Source organism: Microbacterium sp. A93 (assembly GCF_051842835.1).
The window spans coordinates 42,479-56,853 of the sequence record NZ_JBPXMT010000013.1; the positions used below are offsets into that span (position 1 = coordinate 42,479).

Consider the following 14,375-nt stretch of genomic DNA (forward strand, 5'->3'; position numbering starts at 1 on the left):
TCGTGCCCGACCCTGCACGCCTTCTTCACGCGACACGATCGCCCCTCAGCCATACTCTTCAGAAAGCCATTCCGCGTGACCACAACTCACCCCGAATTCCACCCGCTCGCCGACGCTGTGCAGCCCATCTTCGATACCGTGCTCGCCCGCAGCCCGTACGAGCCGGAGTTTCACCAGGCCGTGCACGAGGTACTGCACTCGATCGCGCCGGTGCTCGAGCAGCACCCGGAGTACGTCGAAGGCGGCATCCTGGAGCGACTGGTCGAGCCGGAGCGGCAGATCATGTTCCGTGTGCCGTGGGTGGATGACGCAGGCAAGCTGCACGTGAACCGCGGCTACCGCATCCAGTTCTCCTCCGTGCTCGGCCCGTACAAGGGCGGATTGCGCTTTCACCCTTCGGTGAACCTGTCGATCATCAAGTTCCTCGGCTTCGAGCAGATCTTTAAGAACGCGCTCACCGGTCAGGGCATCGGCGGCGGCAAGGGCGGATCGGACTTCGACCCGCACGGCCGTTCCGACGCGGAGGTCATGCGCTTCTGCCAGTCGTTCATGAACGAGCTGTACCGCCACCTCGGCGAGCACACCGACGTTCCCGCAGGAGACATCGGTGTCGGTGGACGCGAGATCGGCTACCTCTTCGGCCAGTACCGCAAGGTCACCAACCGCCACGAGTCGGGAATGTTCACCGGCAAGGGCACCGGATGGGGCGGCGCCGAAGTGCGCACCGAAGCCACCGGTTACGGCGCAGTGTTCTTCGCGCAGGAAATGCTCGCCGTGCACAACGAGTCGCTGGAAGGCAAGCGCGTCGGCATCTCCGGCTCGGGTAACGTCGCGATCTACGCCATCCAGAAGGCCACTCAGCTCGGTGCGACTGCCGTCACGGCATCCGACTCTTCTGGGTATGTCGTCGATGACGCCGGTATCGACCTCGAACTGCTCCGTCAGATCAAGGAGGTCGAGCGCGGCCGCATCGTCGAGTACGCGAACCGTCGTCCTGGTGCACGATTCGTCGAAGGGGGCAGCGTCTGGGACGTGGCCGTCGACATCGCAGTGCCTTCCGCCACGCAGAACGAGGTCAGCCTCGCCGACGCTGAAGCACTGATCGCGAACGGCGTGCGTGCCGTGTCAGAGGGCGCGAACATGCCCTGTGTGCCGGAGGCCGTCGAGGCATTCCAGCAGGCGGGCGTCCTGTTCGCGCCGGGTAAGGCTGCGAATGCCGGCGGGGTGGCCACCTCTGCGCTGGAGATGAGCCAGAACGCCTCGCGTCAGCGTTGGACCTTCGGCGACAGCGAGAACAAGCTGCGCGAGATCATGTCCGACATCCACGACGCCGCGTTCACGGCAGCCGAGAAGTACGGCGCTCCCGGTGACTACGTCGCCGGTGCCAACATCGCCGGTTTCCAGCGTGTCGCCACGGCCATGCTCGCTCAGGGCGTCATCTGACCCCTTCGCGGGATGACACCTGCACGATCGTGTGACGGATGCACGAGGAATCTTCAGGATTCCTCGTGCATCCGTCGTTTCATCGGACAGGTGTCGGGCGAGGATCCCTATGCGGTGGCGCGTCAGAATGAACCGGACTTCTCCACGAACAGTTAGGTGACGGATCAAATGGAATCCACGCGGACACGATTGCGCCTCAGCCAGATTCTCGCGCTGAGCATCGCGCTTACTGGCGTGGGCATGGCGGTGCTGGTCTCACTCGACCTCATCCTTGTCGGCCCGGTGTACCTTGTAGGGCTCGCCGGATTGTCCGGTTTGATCGGAAATTCGTTCAGACCACACCGAGTGCTACGGATCATCGGTTTAGTCGTGGCCGGCGCCGTGATGATCCTGATGTTCAGCATCGGGCTGCTGGGCCATCTGATCCTTGGCCTTTCCATCCTGGGCATCGGTGCGGCCCTCGCAATCAGTCACCATGACGGGCTCTGGCTGCGCATCGCCGCGAGCGGCATCGGTTTCGTCTTCGGGTACGCGCCCATCTCCACGGTGCGGCAGGCCTCGATCGACGGCTCGTTCAAGATGGTGTTGCTCATCCTCGCTGTGGCGACGCTGGTCATCTCCCTGATGGTGCTGGTGCCGGCGTTGATGGTCGTTCTGCTCAAGCGTGACGCGTTGGCCATCGCACTACTCGTCACAGGTTTCAGCCTCGCCGCCAGCGGCATGCTGGGCCTCGCCTCGACGGGTGCGAGCGGGATGACGCAGGATAGCCAGGAGCTTGAGGGATCAGCGGCCTTCTACGTGATGGCTTTCGACCTCCTGGGCACGCGCGCCAAGGACATCGTCATGTCGGTTGCGTTGCCGATCATCCTCGGAATCTGGGGCCTCATCCGTCTGCTCGCGCATCGCGATAGCGCACGGGTAGGCAACGAACGGGAGGAATCCCAGTCGGGCACATGGGCACTTCAGGTCGCGACTGTGATCGCGTTGGCCGTCCAGATTCTCAATGCCGTGATCTTCAACGTGATCGGGATCCATAATCCGCTGAACTTCGCCGCACCATTATTTGAGTTCGTTGCCCTCGTTCTGTGGCTGATTGCCGTGATCATCGCGTGGCGGAATTTTGCGTATGTGCGGATCAATCATCTGCCCGGAAACACGTTGGATGTGCGCAGCAGGATCACCATCGGCGTTCTCCTTCTGGGCCCTGCCGCGATCGCACTGGCGGAGTTCATCGTGAATGTGATGGCTATGTTCGCCAGTGAGTCATTCAGCGCCAGCTGACCATCAGTCGAGTCACGCACGGGTCTCAGGCGGGATGATCGTCCGCATGCCGCGCGAGGGATGACCCGTAGCGCTCGGTCAGCTGCACCATGAGATCTGGGGTATCACGATCGACGCCGAAGACGTGACCGGGAAAGTCGAGTTCGGGCTGTGCTGCGGAGATCTCCGCTTCTCGATCGGGTGAGAGCAACTGCACCGGGTCGCCCACTGCCACCCAGCCGATCGGAACGACGGTGCCTTCCGGCAACACGGCACGGCGATGAACGATCGCATTCACGCGGATCTCGCAGCGCGGACCGACGATCGCGCCGTTGAAGACGCGTGCCCCCGATGCAAAGAACACTTCCTCGCCCACAGTCGCGCCGGCGATGCTCGCCAGCGTGCCCAGCAGCGTGTGATCGCCAATGTGCACGGAATTCGCCGCAGTCGCACGGATGAGGGCGTTCTCCATGACGATCACGTGCTCGCCGAGAGTGATCGGACCACCCTCCGCCGTGATCACGGCGCCGTGCAGCACCTGGCAGTGCGCGCCGATCTCCACGTCTCCGGAGATGACGGCAGTGGGTGCGATGACGGCAGTGTCATGTATCCGGGGCCGAGCCCCGAGGTGCTCGTACAACATGCCGCCACCCTACTACCCCTCGTTTCAGGCGGTGGCGACCGGCTCGGGGAACAACGCCGTCAGTAGCTGCGCCACCCACTCCAGCATCTTCACATCAGTCGGAAGCGGCACGACGAGCGCGTCTCCCCCAGCGACCAGTTTCGCCGTGGGATACAGCCGCCGCAGCCGAACCTGCATCGAGTCCGCCAGGTGTGCGGGCGCCACACGCAAGTTCGAGCCCATCACCACGACGTCGGTGAGCCCCGCGCGCGCGGCACGGCGACGCAGCCGTGCGATCGCGACCAGACCGGCGACCTCTTCCGGCGGTGCGCCGTAGCGGTCGGTGAGCTCCTCGATCACGAGGTCGATGGCGTCGTCCTTCGCGGTCGCCGTCGCCGCGGCAGAGAGCTTCTGGTAGGCCTCAAGGCGCAAGCGCTCGCTGTCGATGTAAGTCTCGGGGATGCGCGCATCCACCGGCAGTTCCATCCGCAGTTCATTGCCCGTCTCGACGTCCTCACCACGGAAGGTCGCAACAGCTTCGCCCACCATCCGCAGATAGAGGTCGAAGCCCACACCGGCGATGTGTCCGGCCTGCTCGCCGCCGAGCATGTTGCCCGCGCCGCGCAGCTCGAGGTCTTTCAGTGCCACCTGCATACCCGAACCAAGCTCGTTGTTTACCGCGATCGTCTGCAGACGGTCTGCCGCGGTCTCCGAGAGTGGCTTCGAGTCGTCGTAAAGGAAGTACGCGTATGCCCGGTCACGGCCTCGACCGACGCGTCCACGCAGCTGATGCAGCTGGCTGAGGCCGTACTTGTCAGCCTTGTCGATGATGATCGTGTTCGCGTTCGAGATATCGAGGCCAGTTTCGACGATTGTCGTCGAGACGAGCACGTCGAACTTGCGCTCCCAGAAGTCGTCGACGACCTGCTCGAGCTGGTGCTCGCCCATCTGCCCGTGGGCAACAGCGATTCGCGCTTCCGGTACCAACTCAGCAAGCTCCGAAGCCACCCGCTGAATCGACTGCACCCGGTTGTGCACAAAGAAGATCTGCCCCTCACGCAGGATCTCGCGCCTGATCGCCGCGGCCATCTGCTTGTCACTACGGGGGCCCACGAAGGAAAGGATCGGATGCCTGTCCTCGGGCGGCGTCGCCAACGTTGACATCTCGCGGATGCCGGTCACTGCCATCTCGAGCGTGCGCGGGATCGGCGTGGCACTCATGGCAAGAATGTCGACGTTCGTCTTCAGCTTCTTGAGCTTGTCCTTGTGCTCGACGCCGAAGCGCTGCTCCTCGTCGATGATGAGCAGTCCCAGGTCTTTGAACATGACCTGATCAGTGAGGATCCGGTGCGTGCCGATGACCATGTCGACCGAGCCGGCGAGCAGCCCCTCGAGCGTGAGGCGGGCATCCTTGTCGGTCTGGAAGCGCGACAGCGCGCGTACCTTCACCGGGAACCCGGCGAAACGCTCGGTGAACGTCTCGATGTGCTGCTTGACCAGCAGCGTGGTCGGCACGAGCATGGCGACCTGCTTGCCGTCCTGAATAGCCTTGAACGCCGCCCGAACGGCGACCTCGGTCTTGCCGAAGCCGACGTCTCCGGACAGCAGCCGATCCATCGGGATCGGCTTTTCCATGTCGGCCTTGATCTCGTCGATCGTCTGCAGCTGGTCGGGGGTCTCCGCGAACGGGAATGCCTCTTCCAGCTCTCGCTGCCATGGGGTGTCAGGCCCGAATGCGTGGCCCTTCGCCGACATGCGCGCCGAGTACAGCTTCACGAGTTCGACGGCGATGTCGCGTACGGCGCGGCGTGCTTTGCCCTTCGCCGCAGACCAGTCGCTGCCGCCCATCTTCGAGAGCGTGGGCGCCTCTCCGCCAACGTACTTGGACAGCAGATCGAGCTGATCTGTGGGCACGTAGAGTTTGTCGCCGGGGAATCCGCGCTTGGACGGCGCGTATTCCAACACCAGGTAGTCGCGGGTTGTCTTCGTGGGGTTTCGCCCGCCGGAGGAAACCTCGCGCTTCGTCATCTCGACGAAGCGTGCGATGCCGTGTGTGGCATGTACGACGTGGTCGCCGTTTTTGAGCTGCAGCGGGTCGACGACGTTCTTGCGACGCGAGGCGAGCTTCTTGACGACTCGCTGGTCTCCGCCGATCGTGCGGCCGTAGAACTCGTTGTCGGTGAGGACGGCGAGCTTCGCCTCCGGCACCTGGAATCCGGATTCGAGCGCGCCGAGTACAAGGGAGACGACACCGGGATCAGGGGCGTCGATGAGCGTGTCGACGACACGAGCGGCGAGGCCTCGGTCGGAGAGCACATCCCTGGCGCGGTCCACGAGCCCCGCACCGGAGGCGACGACGACCACGCGCCAGCCGTCGCTGAGGCGGGACGCGACGAAATCGATCGCGCCGTCGACGTTGCCATGAAAGGACGGAATGATCGACGAGTGGATATTCGCGGCATCCGTGTCGTCCGTGGCGAATGGGCTGAACCGCCACCAGACGCCGTCGCGCTCGCGGACGATCTCGCGCAGGCGTGCGACGGTGAGGAAGTCACCGGCACCGAGATCGATCGGCGCGGATGCTCCCGATGTGGCTGCGCTCCACGCGGCATCGAGGAACTCACGGTTCGTGTCGCCGAGGCTCTGCGCCCTGGCGCTCGACCGCTCCGGATCAACCAGAGCGGTGGCCGTTCCGGGCGGGAAGTACTCGACGAGCGACTTCAACGGGCCGGAGACCGCAGGCAGCAGCGATTCCATACCCTCGACGGGGATGCCCTCGGCCATCTTCTCCAGCATCCCGGCGATCGCGGGGAAACCAGCGATCAGCGCGCGCGCACGATCACGCACATCGGTGGTGAGCAACAGCTCACGGGTCGCGGGCAGGTCGACCCGGTCGATATCACCGGGCAAAGATCGCTGGTCTGCAATCGAGAATGCACGGATCTGATCGATCTCGTCGCCGAAGAACTCGACGCGATACGGATGCTCGCTCGTCGGAGGGAACACATCGAGGATGCCACCGCGCACAGCGAACTCACCCCGACGCGACACCATGTCGACGCGCGAGTACGCGCGCTCGACAAGGTGTTCGACGGCATCCTCGAGTTCGAAGTCGCGGTCGCCGAGAACGAGCTCTAGCGGCGCGGTGTCGCCGAGGTTGCCAGCGATCGGCTGCAGAGCGGCGCGCACCGAGGCGACGACGACGAGCGGACGCTGGCCCTCCCAGGTCGTGATGCGGCGGAGCGTCTCAAGGCGTCGCCCGACAGTGTCGGGGCTCGGACTCAGTCGCTCGTGCGGCAGCGTCTCCCATGCGGGAAAGTTCAGGATTTCGGCATCCGGCACATAGGAGCCGAGCGCCGCCGCGAGAGACTCCGCCCGGCGCCCGGTCGGCGCGATGACGAGCATGGATGCGGGATGCCCCGCGGCGGTGCGTTTCTCGAGTAACCCCGCGATCGTCGGGGCATCGAGGCCGTCGACGAGTCCAAGGTCAGCATCGGTCTGCGCCCAGGTGAGGGCGTCGTGGTACAGAGTCGCCTTTTCCAAGGCGCGCAGAATCCCCGGAACAGTCACCTGAAGAGTCTAATGCGCACCTCAGACAGCGGCTCCCATAGGATGCCGTGATGGAGCCGGTCACACTGCACACCGAACGCCTCGAACTGCGAGCGCCTACGGCCGCAGATATCGATGCGATCACGGCGGCATGCCAGGATCCGGAGATCCCCCGTTGGACTACCGTTCCGAGCCCGTACACGCGTGAGCACGCCGAAGGCTTCGTCGGGTTGATCGCTCAGTGGTGGGCCGACGACAGCCAGGTAGCCTGGGGCGTCTTCCATGATGAGGTGCTCGTCGGAGTGGTCGGCCTGCATCACATCGCACCGCACTCCAGTGGAGGTTCGACCGATCTGGGTTACTGGGCCACCGCTGAGTCGCGCGGCCAGGGCTTCATGGTTGAGGCCTCCCGCGCAGTGATCGACTGGGCGTTCGCGGAGCTGAAGCTCGCGCGCCTCAACTGGCGGGCGGTCGTCGGGAACATTCCATCGGCCCGCACGGCCCGTGCCCTCGGTTTCCGCTACGAAGGCACGATGCGGCAGGTGCTCACCAGCCCACGCGGCCGTGACGACGGGTGGGTGGCCGGACTTTTGCGCGAGGACGAGCGCGTTCCGGTCGATTGGCCGATCCCCCTCGGCTGAGGACCCCTCGAATTTCTCGTCGTCCAGGGGTAAGATCGCGCCTACCCCCACCCTTACCCCCCTGGAGGAAGTATGGTCGACTCTGTCGTGCATACTGGGCGCTCGGGGGCGGGCAAGTTCGCGCGCCGTCGACACGAACTCGCCGACGCAGCCCTTGCCGCGGTCGCGATGCGCGGCTTCGCGCAGACCGGGCTACGCGACGTCGCCGCACACACGAGCCTCTCCCTCGGTATCCTGCACTACTACTTCGAAGACAAAGACGATCTGATCGGCCAGGCGATCTGGCAGTACAAGTCAGAGTGCGCCAGACGGTACGACGAGATCGTCGAGACGGCCCGCACGGGCGACGAACTCGCGGAACGCTTCGGGACAGAGATGTCAGCCACGCTTCGCGATGAAACCGACATGCACAGGCTTTGGTACGACCTGCGCAACCAATCGCTCTTCGAAAGCGGCTTTCGCGACACCATCATCGCAATCGACCAGCTCCTCACCGACATGGTCTGGGCCGTGGTCAAGCGGTACGCCGAACTCGAGAACACGGTACCCGGCATCGACCCCGGCTCCGCCTACGCGCTGTTTGACGGGATCTTCCTCAACTCGCTGATCGCGTTCCTGCGCGGAGACCTGGACGCTGTCACGCGGGTAGGGGCCGCGAGCATTCGGCTGTTGCACAGCGCCGTCTGACGCGCGTCATCCACCGTTTGCCGCACGCAGCAATGCGAGGCCGACCGAGCGTGCAATAGGAGCCTTGTCCAACGCCGTGCGCACGCGCATGGTGCTGATCGTCACCGATCCCTGACTCCAGCGCACCGTCGCCGTGCTCGTGGCCGCGCCTCGCAACCATCCGGAGAAGATCGCCGAATGCACGATGGCCGAGCGCAACGGGCCGGGGATGCCACTGATGACGAACTCGCCGAGCACATCTTCAAAGGCGATGCCAAGGACGGTTTCGCCGGGAACTTCAGCGAATGCTCCACTGCGGTCCAGCCACTCGGTGCGCGGCACCCAGTCGCCGTCACCGGCACGCGAGGTGAGCCGGGCAGATGGCAGGTAGTCGAAGGCGCTTCCGAGCGCATCCGCCTGCTCGGCCAGCAGCAGCACTCGCCCACCGGAGCGCGCGTGTTGTTGTGCCTCCGCAGTGAAGGTGCGCACGACGAGCAGCTCGCCATCGCGCGTCACTGGCACACCGAGCGCGCCGAGCCAATTGGTCACCTCGCGGTCTCCGGCGCGCACCGCGCCGCCGGTCCATGCTGTCGGGTCGACGACGAGCACGTCTGCGGCGTCTCTGGCGAGCAGCGCTCCCCCGGCGAGCAACTCAGCTTCGACGAGGCTCTGCCCGTTCTCGGCGGGCAGAGCAATGCGCATTGTCTGCTCTTCGCGCTCTGTCGGCACAGCGAATTCGGCGACAGTCTCGCCGTTGACACGCATGCGGATCACGGCGTCTGCCGGCAGGCCATCCGGCGAAGGAAGCGATGTCACCGTGAGGCCAAGGTCCTCACCGGAGTAGACGCTGTAGGCCTCGACTCGCAATGCCACGGCATGTTCGCCGTTAGCCAGCGCGAACTCCGCCGTGTACTGCTTGGGCGTGCGGTTCATGTCGAACAGGCCGTTGGCCTCCCACTGCACATCGCTGAGTTGCGTGAGAACATACCCGCTGATGTCGTCATGCAGGCGGATGCTCGTGGTCTGGTAGCGGTTGGCGACAAGCTGCGCACGGTGCAGCTGACGGACAAGCTCATCCCACGACCCGAACGCAGCGCCCAAGCCCAGTGCCTGGAAACGCGACATCAGTCCGGTGCCTTCGGCCGCGCCGAACGCCCAGTCAGCACCGAGCGCGAACCACCACGGCTCGCCGCCATCAGCGTCGTACTGGTCGAGTGCATGAGGTAGCGCCCAGTTGCCGAACTCACTGAGAACAAGCGGCTCCGCGCCGGTGCGCTCGGCATCCCCGTGCGGCGAGAAGGTCCACTCTGGCCGCGAGGCGAAGTCCGCGATCTTCGCGTCCCACACCGGGCGGCTCTCGGGGATGCCTCGATATACGTGGAAGTCGTCGATGTGCGTGCGCAGATGGAAGTTCGGCTCGCAGGCAGAGTTGTCCACGACGAGGGAACCGGCCGCGTGCTGCTCGATGTCATCGAAGACCTCGCGCAGCCAGGCGCGCTGCGTGGCACTGGCGAGATCGATTCCCCACGACTCGTTCATGATCGTCCAGATCACGATGCTGGGGTGGTGGCCGTCCTCATCGATGAGGCGGCGCAACAGTGCGTGGCCGTCAGCTGCGGTCTCGGGTGTCCAGGTCATCCAACTGGGCAGTTCCGTCCACACCAGCATGCCCATGCGGTCGGCGATCTCGTAGTAGCGAGGATCGGGTCGCTTGATGTGCACGCGCAGCATGTTGAAGCCGAGCGCCTTGGTCTCGCGCAGCATGCCCTCCCAGGCAGCGAAATCCTCCGGAGCGGAGCTGGCTTCGGGGTGATAGTCCTGGTCGAGCACGGCGCGCAGATAGATCTCGCGGTCATTCAGGTAGAAGCGTCCCGCATCGGTGCGGAAGCTTCGGAAACCAGTCTCGCGGCTGACCGCGTCGATGGTTTCTCCTGCGTGCTGGAGTGAAACTTCGACCGTGTACAAATTCGGGGCGTCTAGGTCCCAGAGTGCGGGAGCCACCACCGTCACTGAACCGGACAGTTCGCCGTCGCTGATATCAAGTGCGGCCGTCTCAACGACCTCACCAGCACGCAACACTCGCGCGGTCGCGCCGTCCACGGCGTCGGATGCGAGTACGCCGGTGATCGCGATGGCACCGCTGGCGGCATCCGCTCTCACCGACAGCGCACGCACGTGGGCCGGATGCCGCTCCTCGAGTACCACCGACTGCCAGATACCTGCTGTCGTGCCGTACCAGGACTGCTTTCCGACAGGATGCTCGAGGAAACCAGCTTCGACATCTGATCCGTAGCGGGGTGGATAGGAGACGGTCACCTCGACGGTGTTGCGACCGTCGGTGACGGCGTCCGTGATGTCGAACTCAAAGGCTTCCCACGCGCCGGAGTGAGATCCGACCTCGATGCCGTTCACCCGCACGTTGGCTGTGTGATTCACTGCGCCGAAGCGCAGAATCACGCGCTGCCCCTGGAGCGGCGCCGCTTCGAAAGTGCGCTCGAAGCGCACACTTTCGTGTGAGTCGCCGTAACCAGGAACCTGGGTGGTCCAGGTTCCCGGCACCGAAACCTCTCGGGCTTCTATGTCGCCGGGAAGGTGCAGGATCCAGGCACCGTCGAGACTGACGGCGGCGCGGTGGGCGGTCGACATGAGGCCTACTTCCAGAAAGTTTGAGGGGTGGGATCGGGTTCGACCCCACCCCTCGGGACTGCTGTGTTACGTGAATTCCTGTGTTACTTGAGTTCCTGCGTGACGCGTGCCTGCGCCTCGCTGAGGGCATCCGCGATGTCCTTGTCACTGAACCAGACCTCGTCCAGCTGTGCGTGGATGAGCGACTTGATCGACGTCCAGTTTTCGACCTGCGGCACGAAGCTGATGCCGGTCAGTGCTGTCTCGGTGTAGTTCGCACGCTCGGGCGCGGCCAGGTACTCCTCGGAATCGACGACCGAGACGCGCGGGGCGATGTGCCCGGTTGCGATCGACCAGGAGGCGGTGTTGTCGTAGAGGAACTTCGCGAACTCGAGCGCAGCACGGTACTGCACCGGGTCGTCGCCCTTCTGACGCGGGAGCACCCACATGTGCGACGAGGCCCATGCTGCCGGCGCGTCGAACACTGTCGGCAGATCGGTGACCGTGTAGCCGAAGTCAAGCGTCGAAGCGTACTCGTTGATCGCCCACACGCCGTTGAGCAGGATCGCCGACTGCTGGCTCTTCCACTCATCGATCGAACCGGCGTAGTCCGCATCGGTGTGCATGTATCCGGCGTCGAGCATGTCATTGATCAGGTTGAGTGCCTCAGCGGCAGCTTCGGTGTCAACCTCAGCACTACCGTCGGCGGAGAGCACATCGCTGCCCTGCTGGCGCACCAGCGAGTAGAAGAAGCGCCACGCCATGTCGTCGTTGGCGAAGCCGGCGGAGAACAGCATCAGGCCCGTCTTGTCTTTGACGTCCTTGCCCATCTGCAGAAGCTCGTCGGGGCTGGTCGGCAGCACAGGGCGGCCATCCTCGCCGATGTAGCCCGCCTCAGCGAGCACATCGGTGTTCACGTGCATCACGAGCGCGTGTGCGTCGAAGGGCACGGCATATGTGGAGCCGTCCCACATCACAGACTTCTGGGCCTGCTCGGTGGCATCTGTCATATCGATGTCGAGCGCCTCTGGATCGAATGCCAGCAGCTGGTCGCGCGTGGCGTAGTCCGACATCGAGTAGTCGTGCAGGTTCGCGATGTTCGCGGGCTCGCCACCGGCGACGGATGCGTTGAACGCGTCGTAGTACGAGTTCCAGTCGGTACCGCCCAGCCGCTCGACGGTGATGCCGTTCTCGTTCTCGGCGTTGAACTTGTTGGTGAGGATCTGAATCGCCTCACACTCCGTGGTCGCCAACGCCGGGTCGGTGACGCCCTCGGTGGTTCCCTCACAGTCGCCGAACATGCGCGACATGGTGATCGTGGTGCCGTCGAGCTCCTCTGCGGTGACGGCGGCGATCTGGTCGTTCAGGTCGCCGTTGTCTGCGCCCGATCCGGCATCCGCGCCGGTGCCGCAGGCAGTGAGCAGCAACGCCGCTGCCGTCAGCGAGGCTGCCGCAACGGCAGTTTTGGTCTTTCGCATGGTTTTCCTCTCGTGGGGTGGACGATGTTGTCCGTGGCCGCTGGGCAGCAGCCGTTCGGCCGTCATGGCCGGAGTCTGGGTGGCGTCACTTACTTCCGGACGCCATGGAGATTCCTCGGATGAGGTGCTTCTGGAAGAAGATGAACACCAGCAGCAGCGGAAGCGAACCGACCAGGCCACGCGCCATCAGGCTGCCGAGCTCTGTTGCCTGTGCGAAGTTGCCCTGCAGAGAGGCGAGACCGGTGGTGATGGTGAACATCTCCGACTTCGTCGCGGAGACCAACGGCCACAGGTAGTCGTTCCAGGTCTGCACGAAGGTGAAGATCGCCAACGCGATCATGGATGGTCGAGCCAACGGCAGCATGACCGAGAAGAAGGTTCGCCACGGGCCCGCACCGTCGATGCGTGCGGCCTCTTCGACCTCGGCCGGAACCTGCGAGAAGAACTGCGTCATCAGGAACACCCCGAGTGGGGCTGCGATACGAGGCAGGATCAGCGCCGCGTAGGTATTGTGCATCTCCACATCCGCCACCATCGTGAACAGCGGGATGAACATCGCCTCTTTGGGGATCATGAGTCCCGCGAGCACGCTCGCATAGACAATTGTCTTGCCGCGGAAGGTGAAGCGCGCGAACGCGTAGCCTGCCATGGCGCACAGCAGCACGGTGAGGATCGTGGTGAAGATCGTCACGATCGCGCTGTTGATGAACCATCGGCTGGTGAGGCCGACGCTGAACACCCCGAGCAGGTTCTCCAGGGTGAAGCCCTGCGGGATCAGCGTCTGTGTCTCTTTGGTCAGAGCCTGGTTGTCGCTCAGTGAGAGCGAGAGCATCCAGAGCATCGGAATCAGCCACACGACCGCGGCGACGATCATCGCGGCGTGGTACCAGGCGGTCACGACGCCGCTACGGCGGATGCGCGGCGGTCGATTCGTCGTTTCGGGAACGGTCATGGCCATCGTCTGCACGCTCATTTGCTGTCGTCCTTGCCGAGGGTCCGCATCTGGATGACGGAGACGACGAGCATCACCGCGAAGAGGAACAGCGACATCGCCGATCCGTAGCCGAGTTCGAAGTCACGGAAGCCCGCCTCGTAGATGTGCTGGATCAGCACCGAGGTCGAGGTACCAGGCCCGCCGCCGGTCATGATGTTGACCTGTCCGAACACCTGGAACGACGCGATCACCTGCATGACCATGACCAACAGCAGCACGTGTTTGATGCCGGGAAGAGTGATGTTCACGAACTTGCGCCAGGCGCCGGCACCGTCAAGCGACGCGGCTTCGTAGAGCGCGGGATCGACATCCTGAAGGCCGGCCGCGAACAGCACGAGGTTGAAGCCAACGGTCCACCACACGGTTGTGGCGATGACGGCGAACATCGCAGTGCTCGGGTTGGAGAGCCACGGGATCGGATCGATGCCGAGAGGTTCGAGGAGAGCAGAGAGCAGTCCCTGGTTCGGCGAGAGGAAGTATGTCCACACCAGCGTCACGACCGACACCGGCAGGATGTACGGCACGAAGAACACCATCTGGTAGATGCGGGTGCCGCGACGGTTGCCCTGCAGTGCGAGCGCCATGACCAGACCGAGACCGGCGATGAGCGGCACCGAGATTGCGGTGAACAGCAACGTGTTCTGCAGCGCGACCCAGAATTCAGGATCGAACCAGAACCCACCCTCGGCGGGGTGGAAGCCGAGCGCCACGACGATCGCCAGGATTCCCGCGACGCCGAGGCCCACACCGATGGTGAGTCGACGACGCAGCAGCGGCTTGATCAGCAGCGCGATGGCGGCGATGAGCAGTAGAACTCTGGGCACGGGGAGGTGAGTCATCGACCACGTGATCTCGTTGCCCCACAGCATCCGCTCGAAGTTGGCGAGACCAATGAAGTCGCGGGTGGCACCGAGCAGATCCCAGTCGTGGAAACTCATCCACACCGCTTGCAGCACGGGGTAGATGACGAAGATCAGATACAGCACCAGGAACGGTGCGGTAAAGGCGATGCCGTACTTGAGTCCACTGCCGCTGCGCTGTGATGCGCGGCGAAGACTGTTGCGTTCGACCGTCGAGGGGCTCGCCATCCGTACTCC

The 14,375-nt window shown here is 64.2% G+C and carries 10 protein-coding genes; 4 read left to right on the top strand and 6 right to left on the bottom strand.

The annotated features are described in order from the left end of the window. Positions 1-75: 75 nt before the first annotated feature. Positions 76-1,443, top strand: coding sequence for an NADP-specific glutamate dehydrogenase (gene gdhA, locus ACSU1G_RS27720; RefSeq protein WP_439283714.1), 1,368 nt, complete (start codon positions 76-78; stop codon positions 1,441-1,443). Between the two features lie 240 nt (positions 1,444-1,683). Further along, a complete protein-coding gene (locus ACSU1G_RS27725; RefSeq protein WP_439283716.1) occupies positions 1,684-2,724 on the top strand; it encodes a hypothetical protein in 1,041 nt (346 codons plus the stop codon). A 25-nt stretch (positions 2,725-2,749) separates the two neighbouring features. Here the strand turns inward: ACSU1G_RS27725 and ACSU1G_RS27730 are convergent, their stop codons facing one another. Further along, the gene (locus ACSU1G_RS27730) at positions 2,750-3,346 is read right to left on the bottom strand and encodes a gamma carbonic anhydrase family protein (RefSeq protein WP_439283718.1); all 597 of its coding nucleotides are present in this window, start codon (positions 3,344-3,346) and stop codon (positions 2,750-2,752) included. 24 nt (positions 3,347-3,370) lie between these two features. Beyond that, complete coding sequence (gene mfd, locus ACSU1G_RS27735) at positions 3,371-6,895, bottom strand: transcription-repair coupling factor (RefSeq protein ID WP_439283720.1); 3,525 nt, start codon at positions 6,893-6,895, stop codon at positions 3,371-3,373. A 50-nt stretch (positions 6,896-6,945) separates the two neighbouring features. Between mfd and ACSU1G_RS27740 the strand changes: the two genes are divergently transcribed. Both ACSU1G_RS27740 and ACSU1G_RS27745 read left to right on the top strand, forming a co-directional pair. Next, positions 6,946-7,515 (top strand): GNAT family N-acetyltransferase, encoded by a 570-nt coding sequence (locus tag ACSU1G_RS27740; protein ID WP_439283722.1) that lies wholly within the window; start codon positions 6,946-6,948, stop codon positions 7,513-7,515. A gap of 72 nt (positions 7,516-7,587) precedes the next feature. After that, positions 7,588-8,202, top strand: a complete 615-nt coding sequence (locus tag ACSU1G_RS27745; protein WP_439283724.1) for a TetR family transcriptional regulator — start codon at positions 7,588-7,590, stop codon at positions 8,200-8,202. Between the two features lie 6 nt (positions 8,203-8,208). On the opposite strand, the gene ACSU1G_RS27750 is transcribed toward ACSU1G_RS27745, so the two are convergent. The 4 genes from ACSU1G_RS27750 to ACSU1G_RS27765 all read right to left on the bottom strand — a co-directional run bounded on the left by ACSU1G_RS27750 (position 8,209) and on the right by ACSU1G_RS27765 (position 14,366). Then, on the bottom strand, positions 8,209-10,827 hold the full coding sequence (locus ACSU1G_RS27750) for a glycoside hydrolase family 2 protein (RefSeq protein WP_439283726.1): 2,619 nt from the start codon (positions 10,825-10,827) through the stop codon (positions 8,209-8,211). 83 nt (positions 10,828-10,910) lie between these two features. Further along, positions 10,911-12,284 carry an extracellular solute-binding protein gene (locus tag ACSU1G_RS27755; protein WP_439283730.1) on the bottom strand — a complete coding sequence of 458 codons (1,374 nt, stop codon included), beginning with the start codon at positions 12,282-12,284 and terminating at the stop codon, positions 10,911-10,913. Positions 12,285-12,369: 85 nt separating this feature from the next. Continuing rightward, positions 12,370-13,257, bottom strand: coding sequence for a carbohydrate ABC transporter permease (locus ACSU1G_RS27760; RefSeq protein WP_439283731.1), 888 nt, complete (start codon positions 13,255-13,257; stop codon positions 12,370-12,372). Continuing rightward, on the bottom strand, positions 13,254-14,366 hold the full coding sequence (locus ACSU1G_RS27765; protein WP_439283732.1) for a carbohydrate ABC transporter permease: 1,113 nt from the start codon (positions 14,364-14,366) through the stop codon (positions 13,254-13,256). The genes ACSU1G_RS27760 and ACSU1G_RS27765 overlap by 4 nt, the downstream gene beginning before the upstream one ends. Positions 14,367-14,375 lie beyond the last annotated feature (9 nt).